The organism is Bdellovibrionales bacterium (assembly GCA_019750295.1).
Lineage (GTDB): Bacteria > Bdellovibrionota > Bdellovibrionia > Bdellovibrionales > JAGQZY01 > JAIEOS01.
This window is the reverse complement of the sequence record JAIEOS010000151.1, coordinates 1-15,698: the sequence shown is the minus strand read 5'-3', so window position 1 is coordinate 15,698 and position 15,698 is coordinate 1. Positions and strand designations below refer to the sequence as shown.

The window sequence follows — 15,698 nt, the reverse complement described above, 5'->3', positions numbered from 1 at the left end:
GCTCACGAGGATGCAGAAATCATCTTTGGTGCAGTGATCGACGAGAGCATGGGCGAAGAAGTTCGCGTGACCGTGATTGCAACAGGATTTGGAGCTGAAGTATTAAAGATGGCTCCGCCGCCTCCGTTGTATTCTTATCAGCAACCGGCTCCGCATCAGCACTTAAGCGCGCCAACACCTCAGTACTCCAGCGCTCCTCTTCAGCAGCCGCAACATTTTGCGCCTCCAGCTCCTCAGCCTCAGGCGTACAATCCGATGCAGCAGCCGATTCATCAGAATCACTACTACACTCAACCTCAAGCTCCAGCGACTTACCCGCCGCAGATGCCCCCGATTCCTCCGCTTCAAGCCGCAGCTCCCGTTGTTGAGACGCCGGTAGAAATGCCAGCTCCGATGACATCCGCTCCTACTTTTCAGGTTGAAGAACTTCCACAAGTTCAACAGCCACAAATCCCGCAACAGCAGGCAGCACCCATGGAACAGCCTGAAGTTAAAGGATCTCCCAGGGATATTTTACTGGCAAAAGCTAAAGCGTATCGCGAGCAAGCCCTTCGCCAAAAAGAAGGACCTGCGGAACAACTAACAATGGAAATGCCCATGGATCACAGCGCTCAACAGCGCCAAAACGTGGACCTCAGTTCTCCATTTGACCAGTCGAATCTTGACGTACCTACCTACCTCCGTCGTAAACAGCGGAGCGAGGAGTCCCCTGGACCAAACTAATCTGTGGAAACGATTTACTTTGTATCGGATATTCATATCCGGAATATGAAAGAGGAAAAAGCGCAGAAACTTCTGCGCTTTTTTGTTTTGTTGGAGAATCAACCTCCAACCACCGAACTATTTTTGGTGGGCGACATCTTTGATCTTTGGTTGGGGAATCACGAGTACTTCATCGAAAAATTCCGGCCTCTCGCCGATTCACTCAAACGATTCATTATTCGAGGAGGACGAGTTCATTATTTCGAGGGAAATCATGATCTGCACCTTCAAAAATTTTGGGAAAAAGAAATCGGTGCGACGGTTTATCATGGGCCGGCCATATTTAAATTTGATGATATCACCGTACGTGTTGAGCACGGGGATGAGATGGATCCCAAAGACAGGGGTTATTTATTCCTGCGATGGCTGCTAAGAACCCCGCTCGTTCGGCTCCTCATCATGAATCTGCCCGGGAAAATCGTTTACAAGATCGGGGAGTGGGCGAGCGCCAAAAGCCGCAACTACACAGATCGTTTACGCGACGAACACCGCATCCGCACAATCATTCACGAGCACGCCCAGCGCGTCTCCCGCGAAAAGCCGTTTGACGTAATCATTACTGGTCACGTGCACTTACGTGATGAGTTCGCCTTCAAAAACAAAATCAGTTTTAATTTAGGAAGCTGGGATGATCAGCCGGTGATCCTGCAATTCAAAGACAATAAGTGGACCTGGGAGCAGATCTAAACTCCTGTAATAACTTCACTCCTCTCACAAAAAAATGGGAAAAATCTCTCAAAAGCACTAAACCTGACCCCGGTCATTTGGGACTAATTCTAAAAAGGGGTTTTTGGTGCAATCATTATCTTCCAAAATCGTCGTCGCCGTTTCTGTTTTACTCGTATCGCTCAGCGGTTTTTCTCAAACAGAAAAAACCATGGAAGAGTACTGGGAAGGGACGATACTTATGCCTCTTCTCCAGCAAAATTTTGGACCCATGTTCACACGAGGCAAACCTTCGGCGTGTTACCAGAAATTGGAAACGTTTAGTGGCTGTTTTGAAATCATCAATATTCTCGCAAAATCGATGCAGAAGATTATGGTTCCCGTGGCCTACAGTAAAGACAGCGATTTCGAGGCCGGTGCGCTTCAAGAGCAACTCAATGAAGTGGGTATCTATCAGTTTGTTGCAAGACCCGAAGAAGATACTAAGCTCTCGTTTCGTTCTCGATGGGAAGCTCGAGATGGTTTACGTCTAAAGATCAAAAAAGCTCATGAAGAACTTTTCAGTAGCCCCAATAAAATTGATTTCGCCGAAGTTATGGACAAGGTTTTTAAAGATTTTCAAAAGCAAGTCGAAGGAAAAAAGCAAAACTTTGTACTGGCCCAAGCGTTTAATGCCTATGTTGTCACTGCGGTCGATGCTCACGGTCGAATTGCTCCCACTCAAGAGTTCGCAGATAAAAGAGAGTCTGCGGACCAGAATATCTCTGGGATTGGCATGGAGTTTAACGGAAAAACAAATGAGGTGATGGGCATCATTCCCGGTGGCCCCGCGGAAAAAGATGGTCGTTTAAAAGCCAACGACATCGTTACGCACGTGAATGATATCCCAGTGACTGATTTAAAGCCGGACGTGGTGAGCAACATTCGAGGACCTGATGGCACAGAGGTAAAGCTCACCATCTCTCGGGATGGGCAGACGATGGAGATCAAGCTCGTTCGGGCGAAAGTAAAGCTCGAAGGTGTAAGATCACGAATGGTCGAAAGCTTTGGTCAAAAGATAGCTCACATTCGATTCCGACAATTTGCAGGTAAAGATCTTTGCGATAAAATACGTTCAAGTGTCATGGAGAAGGAAGTCGAAGGCGCCAAAGGTATTGTTCTCGATATGCGAAGCAATCCTGGAGGCGAGTTGGGTCTCGCAGTTTGTATCGGCGGCATATTCTTAGGAAAGAAAGAAATTGTGATTACAAAAAATCTAATCACAAAACAGTTCGAAAAGAATCCAATGAACACGTCCTTGGTAGAAAAAGTGACCGACCTTCCGGTCGTAGTTCTTTTAAATCGCGGTTCTGCAAGTGCTTCGGAACTTGTGGGTGGTGCTTTGCGCGATTATGATCGCGCTCTTGTGATCGGCGAGCAGAGCTTTGGAAAAGGTTCAGTTCAATCGGCCTCACCGCTGGCGATCTCCAACCAAACGATTCTCTTTTTCCGCACGACGAATTATTTCTATCAGCCCGGTGGGACAACGAACCAGATTACAGGAATTTTCCCCGACATCGCGATTCCTATTAAGCCTGATGCGACCGAAGACGATATGTTCGCGGTCCGCGAAGCTCAGATTTACCCAAATGCTTTACCTGCGGAGGGTGGCACCTGGACGCCCAGTGAAAAACGTGCAGCGGTTGTGGCTCAAGTTAAAAATTGTATCGATCAGGGAAAGCTCGCCGAAGCGAAATACTTTGCAGATCCTAAAAAAGATCAAGCGGCAGACATGTACCCTGTCCATGTGGCTGAAGAAGCTCTGGCTTGCCAAGCCAAGTTAAATATAAGGCTCGAAGTTGTTGATCAGCCCGTTAAGAAAAACTAACGGGCATCCTGAAGCAGTTGTTTCGCGTGAGCTCGGCTGGTCGAGCTCACGGTCTCACCCGAAATCAAACGCGCAATTTCTTCCACGCGTTCCGCACCACTGAGTTCCGTCACGTTCGTCACTAAGGTTCCCTTGGCGCTCTTTTTGGCGATGAGGTAATGCTGATCCCCAAATGATGCCACTTGAGGAAGGTGAGTGATGCAGATCACCTGCTGGCCTTTGCCAATGCTCTTGAGTTTCTTGCCGACCTTCTGTGCGGTAGGACCGCTCACGCCGGTATCCACTTCATCAAAGAGATAACTGCGAGGCATATCGATTTTACCAACGGCTAACTTGAGCGAGAGAAGTATACGACTTAATTCTCCACCACTGGCGGTTTTGTGAAGGGGGCGATCTTCGCCCTGAGCGCCGTTTCTGACGGTGAACACGACCCGATCGATCCCATTGGCAGTGACTTCCGGAAGCTTTTCCATCTGCACGCCGAACAACACGCCCTTCATGTTGAGATCGGTAAGTTGGGAGTTCACTTTTTTGATCAATGTTTCTGAACTGGCGGCCCGCTTTTGACTGAGTTTTTGCGCGAGCGGTTTAAGCTCGGCCATGACGGCTTTCTGCTCTAACTCCAGCTGAGCTAAACGCTCATCGGCCGTTTCCAACTCTTCCAGCTCGGTTTGTAAAGACTCTTGAGAATTCATGACGTCGGCGATGGACGGTCCGAATTTCTTTTGGAGTTTGCGAATATCAGAAAGTCGAGACTCCATGGAATCCAAGCTTTGTTCATCTCCGTTGGTGCTGCTCGAAGAGATCTGAAACGAGGCCTCTTGGATCAGTTTCCGTGCCTCTTCAATGATATCCATCACTTTTTCCAGTGCTTCCGGCTTAAACTTGAGAGCCTGATAGGACTGCAAAATGCGTCCCAGCTGAGACGAAACGTCTCCGTCCAACGACTCTGTTGTTTGCTGGTAGAAGTTCGAAAGAACATGGCGATTTTTAAGTTGTTTGATCGTGTCCTCGAGGGCCGCATCTTTTTCTGGATCGAGATCCAAGGCGGTGATCTCGTTCATTTGGTATTTGATAAAATCAATTCGCTGGCTCCGCGTCGGCGCCGAGTTTTTAAGTTCGGTCATTGTATCTTCGATTTCTTGATAGCGACCGAAAAGTTCCGTGACTTTTTTTCGTAGAGGTAAGCAGTCGCAATATTGGTCGAGAAGATCCAGATGGTAGGCCGAAGACATTAAATTTTTATTTTCACTCTGACTTGTAACTTCGATCAGGGGAGCCGTCCGGCCGGTGACCTCGACCATCGGAGCCACGATATTTTTCAAATCCGCCAGAGAACTCAAGTGGCCATTAAGATAAACTTTATTTTTTCCATCTCGAGTAAAAATCCGTCGAACAATCAGTTCATCATCGTCGTTACTAATGCCAAACTGTTCCAGCGCGCCTTTGATATCCTCGCGATCGGTGAGATCAAATAAACCTTCGACGATGGCGGCTTCGGACTGCTGGCGAATATCTTCCGCGTTGGATTTTCCGCCCATCAAAAGACCGAGCGAGCGGACCAGAATGGATTTACCAGCGCCTGTTTCTCCAGAGATAATATTAAGACCTTTGCCAAATTGAAGATGAATCTGGTCAATGATCGCAAAGTCTTTAACTTTAAGTTCCATGAGCATAAGGTAACCCCCCAAAGGCTCGTTGAGTTTAGTTGCGCTCTCCAAAGCGAAGCTTTTCACGCAGGATGGAGAAGAAGTTATGGTGGCTGCGGCGAAGAGCGTAATGTTGCAGAGTGTGTCTTTGGATCTGAATTTCGTAGCTGTCGTCGATATCAGACCGCCATTGTCCGTCAATCGAAACTCGGCCCGAATTTCCCTCACCCAGAACGCGAACCGAAATCACTCGGTCATCAGGAAGAAGCATCGGTCGTGTGGTCAAACTGTGGGGACAAATGGGAGTGATCACTACGGCGTGAACATCCGGATGCACAATGGGTCCGCCGGCGGCGAGATTGTAAGCAGTGGATCCGGTGGAGCTGGCGATGATCATTCCGTCGGCCTTAGTTTCAGCGACTAAGACGCCATCGCAGTAAATTCCAACATTTAATAAATGAGTGTTCTGTCCGCGTTCGATCACCGCATCGTTGAGGGCGAGGAATTCTTGGCACTGTTCTTTGCCTTTACATAAAATCATTTTTAATAAACTGATGGGTTGGGCTTGAAGTTGGTTGGTGAGTGCCATTTCCATCACTTCGTACAGTTCGTCCACTCGATTTTCGGTGAGGAAGCCGAGAGATCCCATATTCACGCCGAGCACAGGAGCCTGGTGATCACCGATAAAACGAACCGCCTCGAGATAGGTTCCATCGCCGCCGAGGACAACGATCAAATCTAATTGTTTGATGGTGTCTTTCGAGGCCAATTCTTGGCATTTCGTCTCGCCACCTTTGCCGGGTTGAAAATAAACCGTAATGTTTTTATTCTGTAACCACTCACAAAGATTCTTCGCGACAAAAAGCGCTCTTGGAGTTTGATCGCGGTAAATAATTGCCACATTTTTAATCTGTTTCGACATCCTGCAAATCATATAAGCCCTCCACGAAAATGGCAAAGTCCGAAAGGTGCGCCGATACTTTTTGAGAACCTCCGCGTCAGTTTAACGCGGAGGTTCTCAAAAAGTATCGGCGTACCTTTCGGATTCTTTCGGACTTTTTAGAGGAGGCCGGATCTTCGGAGGAGGGATTTGGGATCGGGTTCTCGGCCGCGGAAGCGTTTGTAGAGGACCGCTGGATCTTCTTTTCCGCCTTGGCTCAAAATATGTTTTTTAAACAGGTCGGCCACTTCTTTGCTGTAGATTCCCTTTTCCTTAAAATACTCGAAGGCGTCGGCGTCGAGGACCTCTGCCCATTTGTAGCTATAGTAGCCTGCTGAATATCCTCCGGCAAAAATGTGGGAAAACGTGACTGAGAAGTTCGTGTCTGGAATCCGCGGGAGTAAACTCATCGGTTTTAGAATTTCGTCCTCGATGACATCCACCTTCGGCACTTGTCCTGAGGGAGTGGAGTGCCATGCAAGATCAACGAGACTAAATCCCACTTGGCGAAGACTTCCGGTGCCGGCATTAAAGTTGCGACTTGCTTTCATTTTTTCGTAGAGATCGGAGGGGAGCAGCTCGCCGGTTTTGTAGTGCTTGGCAAAAGAATCTAACGTTTCTTTCTCCAGCGCCCAGTTCTCCATGATTTGCGACGGCAACTCGACAAAATCCCAGAGGACATTGGTGCCAGAAATTGATGGATAGTGCCCGTCGGAAAGTAAGGCGTGTAGCGCGTGACCGAATTCATGAAACAGCGTCTGAACTTCGTTGAGAGTTAAAAGCGATGGAGCGTCTTTCGTCGGCTTTGTGAAGTTACAAACAATACTGACGTGAGGGCGATACTTTTGTTTTCCGTCAGAGCCTTGATCTAAAAATGTCGTCATCCAAGCCCCACCACGTTTATTGGCGCGAGGGAAAACATCAAAGTAAAGGAGGCCGACAAATCCATTTTGATCGCTGACTTCGTAAACCGTCACATCCGGATGATAGACGGGAAGGTTCGTTAGAGCTTTAAAATCCAAATTGAAAAGCTTTTTTGCGTGAGTGAAAATTCCGTGAATGGTCGCCTCTAACGAAAAGTACGGACGCAAGTCCTCCTCATTAAAATCATAGAGCGAAGTTTTAAGTTTCTCGGAAAGATAAGCAAAATCCCAAGGCATGATATTTCCATCGCCACCCATTTTTTTATGGAAATCTTTGAGAGTTTCCATCTCTTTGCGAGCGGCGGCCATGGAGGGGTTGACTAAGTCTTTGAGGAATTGCGTGACGGCCTGTGGAGACTTCGCCATACGACGGCTAAGGACAAAGTCGGCATGCGAGCCAAAACCTAAAAGTTCGGCGCGGCGGGCCCGCTGCAGGACAATACGTTCACACAGTTCACGATTTGAGTTTTCTCCCGGCAAATATGAACGCTGGTTGTAAGCGATCCACATCTGCTGTCGCAACTCACGGCGATCGCAGTAAGTCATGAACGGAACATAGCTTGGAGCTTGGAGACTAAAAATCCACGCATTCTTCTGCCCGGCCTCTTCCGCAGTTTCTTTCGCCGCCTGCTTGGCGGAATCGGGGAGACCGGCTAAATCTTTTTCGTCGGTAATTATGAGTTTAAAAGCGTTGGTGGCCTTAAGAACATTCTGGCCAAATTGCGGCGTCATTTGGGCTAACTCTTTATCGAGTTCCCGGAGCCGAGCTTTGTCTTCTGTTGAAAGAAGGGCGCCGTTCCGAGTAAAATCCTGGTAGTACTTGTCGAGGAGAGAGCGCTGCTCGACGGTGAGCTCCTCATTGGCGTCATGAACAGCTTTCACTCGCGCGAAGATCTTATCATTGAGCAAAATATTATTTCCGTGTTCGGCCAAGCGCGCCGAAATCTCGTTGGACTGGGCATCGAGGGCGGGATCGCTGCAAGCGTGCAAAAGATTAAAGAAGCAGGTGGTGGCGCGATCGAGCTCGAGCCCAGAAAACTCCATCGCTTCGATCGTATTTTTAAACGTCGGCTTTTCAGGATTCGAGGCGATGGCGTCCATGCGTTTTTGAACTTCTGCGATCCCCGTTTTTATCCATTCGGAAAAATCTTGGAGCTGAATTTTGTCGAAGGGGATTGCAGAAAAGGGCGAATTATTCTTTAAAGAAAATAAAGTTTCCATCCTCCAAAACTATCACAAATCGTCCGGAAGGTACGCCGATACTTTTTGAGAACCTGCGCGTCAGTTTAACGCGCAGGTTCTCAAAAAGTATCGGCGTACCTTCCGGACGATTAGCGGGGGGAGAAGACGACTTCTTTGTTTTCGTTGGCTTTGACGGTGATGACTTTTTCTTCTTTGGCGTTCGTGAGGGGGTTGACCGCTTTAAAGACGGCCGGTTTGTCCGCCTCTAGCGGGACGCGGGAGTTATTCTGAATTTTCTGGCCATTGTAGAAAACTTCCCCAAGGACCACGCGAACGACGACCCAACCTGTGGGCGTGGACGCTAATTTAAAGTGAACATTGTTGTTCACCGGGAACGAGTCATAGCGTTGGCTGATGGCTTTGTAACCCGGCATCGTCACCGCGAGGACGAAGTTTTTAGCACCCACTTCAACATCTGCCGGGGTCCGTTGACCGGTGGATTTTCCATCGATAAAAATCCAAGCCCCATCCGGGTCACTAGTAATCTTTAATTTAGGAGTGGTTGAACTCAAACGAGTCTGAGACTCCTCGAAGCAAGAGAGAGGTAATCCCATGGTTTTTAAAGTCAAACACTGACCTGCAACCATTTGTGGCTTCGTCTCATTAAGAAGAGCAAAGCCCCCCACCACTATAGCGAGTGCAATGGCTAAAAAACCGATCACCGAAAAAATTGGAGACGAATTCGATTCCCGTTGCATCGTTGTGTGTCGAACCTGTGTATTTGTACTTTTTGTATGACCGTCGTTGCGAATCGTGCGCGAGGGCGCCGGTACGCGAACCATGGGATTCGTCACGTTCATCGATAAAGATTTTTCATCATCCGCCTTCTTTAAAGAGAGATCGACAAAGCTCACTTTGTCGGCCTCGTTGTAAGAGTAGGTGAATGATTGCGTAAAAGCATCAGTCAGTTTATTTTTGTTCTCGAGAATAATATTATCTATCTTAGAGTAGACGACTTGCTTTTTACGGGCCTCTAAAATTTCCTCGGAGTAGGCATCCTTTATAAACTCCGCAAAGTCTTGGCTCGAAAAATCAGGGTTGTAGCGATTTAAAAAGCTCTGAAGGTCCTTCTGAAGTTCTGCTGCTGTTTGATAACGTTGGCTTTTGTTGCGAGACAAAGCTTTATAAACTATTTTTTCTAATTCAACCGGAATATTGGGATCCATTTCGCGGAGGCTTGGAATTTTACACTCGCGAACTTTACGAAGTGTCGACATCTCGTTATTTGTAAGGAACAGGCGCTGTTCGCTTAACATTTCCCAGATCATAATCCCTAACGCAAAAATATCTGTGCGCGAATCGACGTCGAGTCCATCCACCTGCTCAGGACTCATATAGCCGAATTTTCCTTTGAGTTGGCCGACACGGGTGTTTTCCGACTGACTTGTCGCTTTAGCGATACCAAAATCGATCAGCTTGATTTCGCCCTCGTAGCTGATCATTGTATTTTGCGGGCTCATATCTCGGTGAATGATGTTAAGGGATTGGCCGGTGGTCGCGTCGATACAGCGGTGTGCGTGATCAAGACCCGCCGCGATCATTTTCGAAATATAAACCACGTGGCTCAGTGAAAATCGCTTATTGAGAGATTTTAATTTATTGAGAATCTGGCGAAGGTTTTTGCCTTCGATGTGTTCCATGACCAAGTACGGTTGTTTATTTTCGATTCCGTAGTCGAAGATCGAAACCACATTTCCGTGCTTTAGGTTCACCACGATATTCGCTTCGTCTTTGAACATGCGAATGAAATCGGCAGAGGTGGAGTGCTCAGCGAGAATGCGCTTCACTGCAACGAACTTTTGAACACCTTCGGCGGCAATTTTTTTTGCTAAATGAATTTCGGCCATCCCGCCCGAGGCGAGTTTTTCTAAAAGAATGTAATGACCAAATTTTTCAAACTGCTGTTCTGCCAACTTGAATCCCTTTGCTGACTTACGTTTCAATTTCCCTATCGGTCAAAGTGCGTTGATTTTTTAGATTTTTCTAAGGTTTGCGGTCGTTTTTATGAATTTCCTCGACAGTCCTGGACCTGGCCATTAGTCTTTGTCAAAAAGGATTTTATGCTTTGGATTGGATTAACAGGCGGAATTGCGACAGGAAAATCAACAGTCGGTCAACTTTTGCAAGAGGCTGGCATCCCGGTGATACAAGCCGATCAGATCGCACATCTCGCCCTCGACCCGAAAACCTCCACCTACCAAATGATTCTCCAGACCTTTGGTCCAGGGATCTTGTCGAGCGATGGTCGCACCATTGATCGACAAGCTTTAGGGGAAATCGTTTTTAAGAATCCAAAGCAGCGAGAAGTTCTCGAAGGAATTATTCACCCTTTTGTAAAGCGCCATGTGGCCGACCTTCGAGTGCAAATGAAACAGGCGGGGACCGAAATTGCTGTTTATGAAATCCCTCTTCTCTTCGAGAAAAAATTGGAAAAGGAATTTGATCGGATCGTGGTCGTGTATGCGAGCGACTTGGTTCAGATTCAGCGATTGATGAAGCGGAATTCACTCTCCGAGAAACAAGCCCATGCCCGCCTCCAGTCACAAATTCCAATAGATACCAAACGTTCGCGGGCTGACGATGTTATCAACAACGAAACAACACTCGAAAATCTCAAGGTGTCAGTTCAGCAGTGGGTCACATCTATAAAAGAAAAGTATAACCTACGCTTGCTTTGATCAGAGAATCTTCGAATCCTAAATGATAGCTGAACTCTGCTCGAAGACTATGGAGATCGGCCACTTGAAGTTCATAACCGATCACACCAAAGGCAAAATAATTTTTTGTTTTTAAAAGTGGTCGAAGCTCGTCCTTAGGGTCGACTAAAATACTCACCCCAGCTCCTCCGTAAAAACGAGAGTAATCTCGTGTCGGCAAATAGTGGTAAGCGACTTGTAGCAAGCCCTTGGTCTTGTTGGCGTCAATTCCAATTTGAATTCGACTCGTGGGTCGAACCCAAGGGGCGACGTGAACACCGAGCCAACCATCAGAGACTTCCTCTTTAAAGCCGTAGTGGCGGCTTAATAACAAGGTGACGCTGGGGCGAAGAGGGAGATGATAGGCAAACGGATGGGGTGGAGGTGCATCTTTGGGTGAGAGTTCGAGATTTGTCGTGTTTAAGGAAGTTTCGTCTTTTATATCGTAAGACGGAGTCTGTTTGTCGTCGTCTTTAGGTGAGGGGACCACATAGGTTTTGGTCGTTGGCGGCTTGGCAAGTGCCATTTCAAAACTGGAACAAAGGCATAGTCCTAGAATTACAAGTTGTCTCCACATTCTTTTATTATAATCATAGATGTTTAGGGAAATATATAGTGAGCTCGCTGTCTTATCAAAATATGGACGCGCCAAATTCTAGGGGATGGTCTGAATGATTCGTTATGGTTTTATTATTATTGCGATGATGTACTTCATTGTTCGAACCGCTTTTGCCGGTGAAGCTGTGATGTATCCTGTGCACAATCAGTTTGTAACCACTCGTGCTCAGGGGATGGGGAACGCGCACGTCGCTATGGCCGACGATGCCTACGCTATGTTTTTTAATCCCGCAGGTCTGCCACAAGTTAAAAAAGGCGAAATGGATTTTTATCTTCGCTTAGGAGTTAATCCTGATATCCAGAAGCTTGCTAAAGATATTGATAATGCCGGAAGCGACGCTAACGCCATTGCCAACGTTATCGAAGCCAACTACGGGAACCATTATAATTTGAGAGGTCCGTCGCTCGGCTGGACATGGGCACGTCCTAAATGGTCCATCGCTTTTGTTCCAGCGGATGTCTCGGTCGATGTGGAATTAAATCAGGCGGTGGGGCCGGCACTCAATTTAGTGGCCTATCAAGATAGCACATTGGCTTTCGCGCGCGCTTGGAATATTCCCCACGTGGAGTACGGACGAATGGATATCGGTGTGACTGCCAAAGCGATTTATCGCGCTCATCTCGACAAAATTATTTCGATTGCAGCCATTCAAAACGACAAAGTGCTCGAAGCCGAAAATAGCAACGAGGGCTTGTTTGTTGATGCGGATTTGGGATGGATGTGGTACATGCCGGAATACGAGGACGGGATATTGAGCGTTCTTCAACCCACTTTTGGTGTGGTCGTACAAAACGTTTTAGACATGGGCCCTGTCACCAACATGGGATTGTACGATAAAAGTAAAACGGGAGATCCGGAAAAGTTACGGCGTCGTTTTGATTTCGGGACAGCCTTTGCGTTACCGGAGTGGTGGGTCTGGACAAGCCGCATGGCGGTCGATGTCAGAAATGTCGGGCATCCCAATTGGACCCCGAAAAAAGGAATCCATGTGGGGGCCGAATTTTTATGGAAAATGGCCTCCTGGTGGCGTGGCGGGTGGCGCGCGGGTCTGAACCAAGGGTATTGGACGGCGGGTTTTACCGGGCAACTGTCGTATTTTAAGCTCGATTTAGCCACCTATGGCGAAGAGGTGGGAACATCGTCAAAAGCTAAGGAAAATCGGGTATATATGCTTACGATGACCCTCAATTTCTAGGGTTGTTTTTGATCCATAAAAAGGTCCCTCACCTGGGGGCCTAATTTCTCTAGTAAAATTTCATTATTTTTAAGCATTTAGGGGTGACAGCTTCCCAGAATCATGGGATATGTTCCCTTCTTATTTTGTTAAAACCTATTTTTATTTAGAGGTAAAAGACCTATGGCTAAAACTGAAAAAAGACGCGCTAGATTTCGCATTCAACGTCGACTTGGAGTCGAACTTCCTGGACTTGGTAAACCAGGAGCCCTTGAGCGTCGCCCATATCCTCCGGGACAACACGGAAACAAAAGAAAGAAATTTTCGAACTACGCACTTCAATTAGAAGAAAAACAAAAGGTCATGTTCCATTACGGACTTCGCGAAAAACAACTTCGTCGTTTTATCCGTGATGCACAACGTGGTGATGCTTCTAAAAGCTGGATTAACCAGTTGGCGGGTCGTCTGGAGCTTCGTTTAGACAACGTTGTTTTCCGCTTAGGTCTCGCACCTAGCATCATGTCTGCACGTCAGCTCGTGGCTCATGGACATGTTTTAGTGAACGATAAAAAAGTTCGCGTGAGCTCTGTCGTTCTTCGCGTGGGTGATAAAATTGCTTTGAAAGAAGCGTCTTACAATCACCAAGTTGTACTAAAGGCGAAGGAATCTCCTCGCATGGAAATGCCTGACTACTTAGCTAAGGCAGATACGTCTGGTAAAGCGATTGGCACCATCAAATCGGTTCCAGGTCTCGAGTACATTCCATTCCAATTCTCTTCGAACCTGTTTACAGAATATTACTCAATCCGAAGCGTTTAAGCTTCTTGAGAGAGTGAAAAATAAAAAAACCGGCGTCTCTGCCGGTTTTTTTTTATCTTCTGAGGCCCGTCCGTGGTGCGCGCCCGAATTAATTTTTCAATTGGTTTAGGAGATCTTTTGCGATTTGCAAGGGATCGCCACTGTTTACAGCTTGATTCAAGTCGGTGCACACTTCCGTTCCCTCGAATTGTCCGCCATTGCCGCAATACGAAGGCTGAGCTTGGATAATGACATTGCCGAGAGCCTCAAGATCTCCGGCCGGCAGAGCATTGATCGTGCCGGAGTTTTGGCCGGCCAGCCAGGCCTCGAGTGCTGCAGGGTCAAGTCCCTCGTCGGTGATCGATCCGGTAAGCCCCGCGATGCTGGTCAATAGCGTGGCCATCTGGCTCAGTAACGCCAAATCTTTAAGAATGGGCGATCCTGTTTTTGAACAATTCTCGACGGCGGAGGCGACTAAAACTTTTCCGGTGTTTGAGGGATTGCTGATATCATCTTTAAATGTGAAAAAGGATAAAGCTGTTGTTGTTACATCGCCTGTTCCGTTATCGAGATCCTCGAGCGCATTCACGATTCGGCTCGTACTAATTTTTTGTCGGATAAAGTCGGCAGAGCAGCGGATGACGTAGGATTGGTTTGACGACAAACCCTGAACTTTTGCGACGCAGGCGTCAACAGTCGCGGGGGTGGCCGTATTTAAACATTGTTGAGCGGCATAAATTTTATCGTCGTCTTTGCTTTCGCAGTTCGTGATCGCCAGAGCAAAGAGACTCAGAAGAATAATTTTTTTCATGATGCAACCTCGTGAGCTCTATCTATCGGTAGAACTGTGGAATTCTTGATGAAAAACCCACCTTACGTCTCGAAATGAGCGTTCAAAGTCACTAGAGAAAAGCCTGGAATAAGCGTCCACTTCTTGGTCAATCGGCCTCGAAAAAAAGCGGCAAAACTCACACTCTTCCTATGTCTGGTTTCCCCTCAGTGTTGGGAGAGAATGAAGGCGTTTTTTCTCAATCTGAAACATACTAAAAGTTGAATGCGCCAACAACTTTCTCGCTTTATTTTTGCGATTTTATTTTTAACGTCAGCGTCGGGTCTTGCCGCTGCTGATTTTTACCAAGGGATCCGTCAGATGGGGATGGGTGGAGCCGCAATTGCTGTGGTCAATGATGAGACGGCCCTTTTGCTAAATCCCAATGGTCTTGGTCGCTTGCGTGAGCCTTACCTCACAATCATCGATCCTGAAGTGACGACCAACACTCAAAGTGTAAAGACGGTTCAAGATCTAGCGATTATTAACGGCGCTGATATCCCCGAAGTTTACGACGAGCTCGCGGGTAAACAAGGAGATCGCTATTTTTATCGCAGTCAAATTTTTCCATCCTTTGCGACTCGTAACTTTGGTATCGGATTTTTGGCGAAGAATGAAGTTCAAGCCGAGCGTTTAGTGGCCAATGACTTTTTAAGATTGAAGTACACCAGCGATCTCGCGGCAGTGGTCGGCTACAATTGGAGTGCTTATGGAGGTATTCTTAAGTTGGGTGCATCTGTGAAAGCCATTGATCGCGTCGCTCACGACGGTGATGTGGATCCTGCAGTCCAAGGCCTTGATATTAAAAATTACGGAAGAGGTGGATTAGGTTTGGGCGCCGACGTTGCGATGTCAGTTTCGTCGCCCACCACTGTTTTACCAACGCTTTCGGTGATCGCCAAAGATGTGGGAGATACTTCGTTCACATTAGGAAACAGCACGAGAAACTATCCGGATGACCTCGCACCGGCGAAAATTCCGATGTCGGTTGATATTGCGATGGCTCTTTTTCCTATTCATTCGAACGATATGCGCAGCACGTTCACCATCGAGTATGATGATGTCACCAACAAAGGCGACGCAGAGAGAAAGCTCCATGCTGGGTACGAAATTAACTTAGGTGATAGATTATTTTTACGCGCGGGATACAATCGGGGCTATCTCACCGGTGGATTTGAGTGGGCGACCCGGTTTTTTCAATTTCAAATGGCATACTACAACGAAGAGATTGGCACCGATGAACTCCCGATCAGGGACGAGCGTGTGGCTGCTAAATTTCTTTTGAGGTTCTAAGATGAGAAAACTCTTCTGTATTTTTCTTCTGTTACCTTTTTTGGGTTGCGAAAACGTCCTCAAGGAAACGGCAAAAAAAGACACGCGAGAAGCGGTTTACTACGAAGCCAAAAGAGCGATGGATCGCAGAGATTTCGATACGGCGATCACCTTGATGCAGTCACTGGGTCCGACTTTTTTGGCTCAGCGAGATGTGGCAACGATTTACGCCTCGGCCTTCTCAGGACGCTGCGGTTTAAA

14 protein-coding genes are annotated in these 15,698 nt (G+C 47.3%); 8 read left to right on the top strand and 6 right to left on the bottom strand.

The genetic code is table 11. The features are described from left to right. The 3 genes from K2Q26_16165 to K2Q26_16155 all read left to right on the top strand — a co-directional run. On the top strand, positions 1–723 hold a 723-nt coding region (locus K2Q26_16165; GenBank protein ID MBY0317055.1), incomplete at its 5' end, for a hypothetical protein. A 45-nt stretch (positions 724–768) separates the two neighbouring features. Next, a complete protein-coding gene (locus tag K2Q26_16160; protein MBY0317054.1) occupies positions 769–1,449 on the top strand; it encodes a UDP-2,3-diacylglucosamine diphosphatase in 681 nt (226 codons plus the stop codon). A 106-nt stretch (positions 1,450–1,555) separates the two neighbouring features. Next, on the top strand, positions 1,556–3,295 hold the full coding sequence (locus tag K2Q26_16155; GenBank protein ID MBY0317053.1) for a PDZ domain-containing protein: 1,740 nt from the start codon (positions 1,556–1,558) through the stop codon (positions 3,293–3,295). On the opposite strand, the gene recN is transcribed toward K2Q26_16155, so the two are convergent. The 4 genes from recN to K2Q26_16135 form a co-directional block, all read right to left on the bottom strand. Next, positions 3,292–4,971 (bottom strand): DNA repair protein RecN, encoded by a 1,680-nt coding sequence (gene recN / locus K2Q26_16150; protein ID MBY0317052.1) that lies wholly within the window; start codon positions 4,969–4,971, stop codon positions 3,292–3,294. The two genes, K2Q26_16155 and recN, sit on opposite strands and share 4 nt — an antisense overlap. 28 nt (positions 4,972–4,999) lie before the next feature. Then, a complete protein-coding gene (locus K2Q26_16145; protein MBY0317051.1) occupies positions 5,000–5,878 on the bottom strand; it encodes an NAD(+)/NADH kinase in 879 nt (292 codons plus the stop codon). 125 nt (positions 5,879–6,003) lie between these two features. After that, positions 6,004–8,028 carry a M3 family metallopeptidase gene (locus tag K2Q26_16140; protein MBY0317050.1) on the bottom strand — a complete coding sequence of 675 codons (2,025 nt, stop codon included), beginning with the start codon at positions 8,026–8,028 and terminating at the stop codon, positions 6,004–6,006. A gap of 110 nt (positions 8,029–8,138) precedes the next feature. After that, complete coding sequence (locus K2Q26_16135; protein MBY0317049.1) at positions 8,139–9,992, bottom strand: protein kinase; 1,854 nt, start codon at positions 9,990–9,992, stop codon at positions 8,139–8,141. A 117-nt stretch (positions 9,993–10,109) separates the two neighbouring features. Here K2Q26_16135 and coaE point away from each other — a divergent pair, with 117 nt between their 5' ends. Beyond that, positions 10,110–10,727 (top strand): dephospho-CoA kinase, encoded by a 618-nt coding sequence (gene coaE / locus K2Q26_16130; GenBank protein MBY0317048.1) that lies wholly within the window; start codon positions 10,110–10,112, stop codon positions 10,725–10,727. Here the strand turns inward: coaE and K2Q26_16125 are convergent. Beyond that, positions 10,693–11,271, bottom strand: a complete 579-nt coding sequence (locus tag K2Q26_16125; protein MBY0317047.1) for a DUF3187 family protein — start codon at positions 11,269–11,271, stop codon at positions 10,693–10,695. The genes coaE and K2Q26_16125 overlap by 35 nt on opposite strands. A gap of 145 nt (positions 11,272–11,416) precedes the next feature. Between K2Q26_16125 and K2Q26_16120 the strand changes: the two genes are divergently transcribed. Both K2Q26_16120 and rpsD read left to right on the top strand, forming a co-directional pair. Beyond that, positions 11,417–12,559, top strand: coding sequence for a hypothetical protein (locus tag K2Q26_16120; GenBank protein ID MBY0317046.1), 1,143 nt, complete (start codon positions 11,417–11,419; stop codon positions 12,557–12,559). 162 nt (positions 12,560–12,721) lie between these two features. Next, positions 12,722–13,357 carry a 30S ribosomal protein S4 gene (rpsD, locus tag K2Q26_16115; GenBank protein ID MBY0317045.1) on the top strand — a complete coding sequence of 212 codons (636 nt, stop codon included), beginning with the start codon at positions 12,722–12,724 and terminating at the stop codon, positions 13,355–13,357. Between the two features lie 88 nt (positions 13,358–13,445). On the opposite strand, the gene K2Q26_16110 is transcribed toward rpsD, so the two are convergent. Next, on the bottom strand, positions 13,446–14,147 hold the full coding sequence (locus K2Q26_16110) for a hypothetical protein (GenBank protein MBY0317044.1): 702 nt from the start codon (positions 14,145–14,147) through the stop codon (positions 13,446–13,448). A 243-nt stretch (positions 14,148–14,390) separates the two neighbouring features. On the opposite strand from K2Q26_16110, the gene K2Q26_16105 reads away from it, so the two are divergent. After that, positions 14,391–15,458 (top strand): hypothetical protein, encoded by a 1,068-nt coding sequence (locus K2Q26_16105; protein ID MBY0317043.1) that lies wholly within the window; start codon positions 14,391–14,393, stop codon positions 15,456–15,458. A 1-nt stretch (position 15,459) separates the two neighbouring features. Beyond that, positions 15,460–15,698: hypothetical protein (locus K2Q26_16100; protein MBY0317042.1), on the top strand; the 239-nt coding region annotated here is incomplete at its 3' end.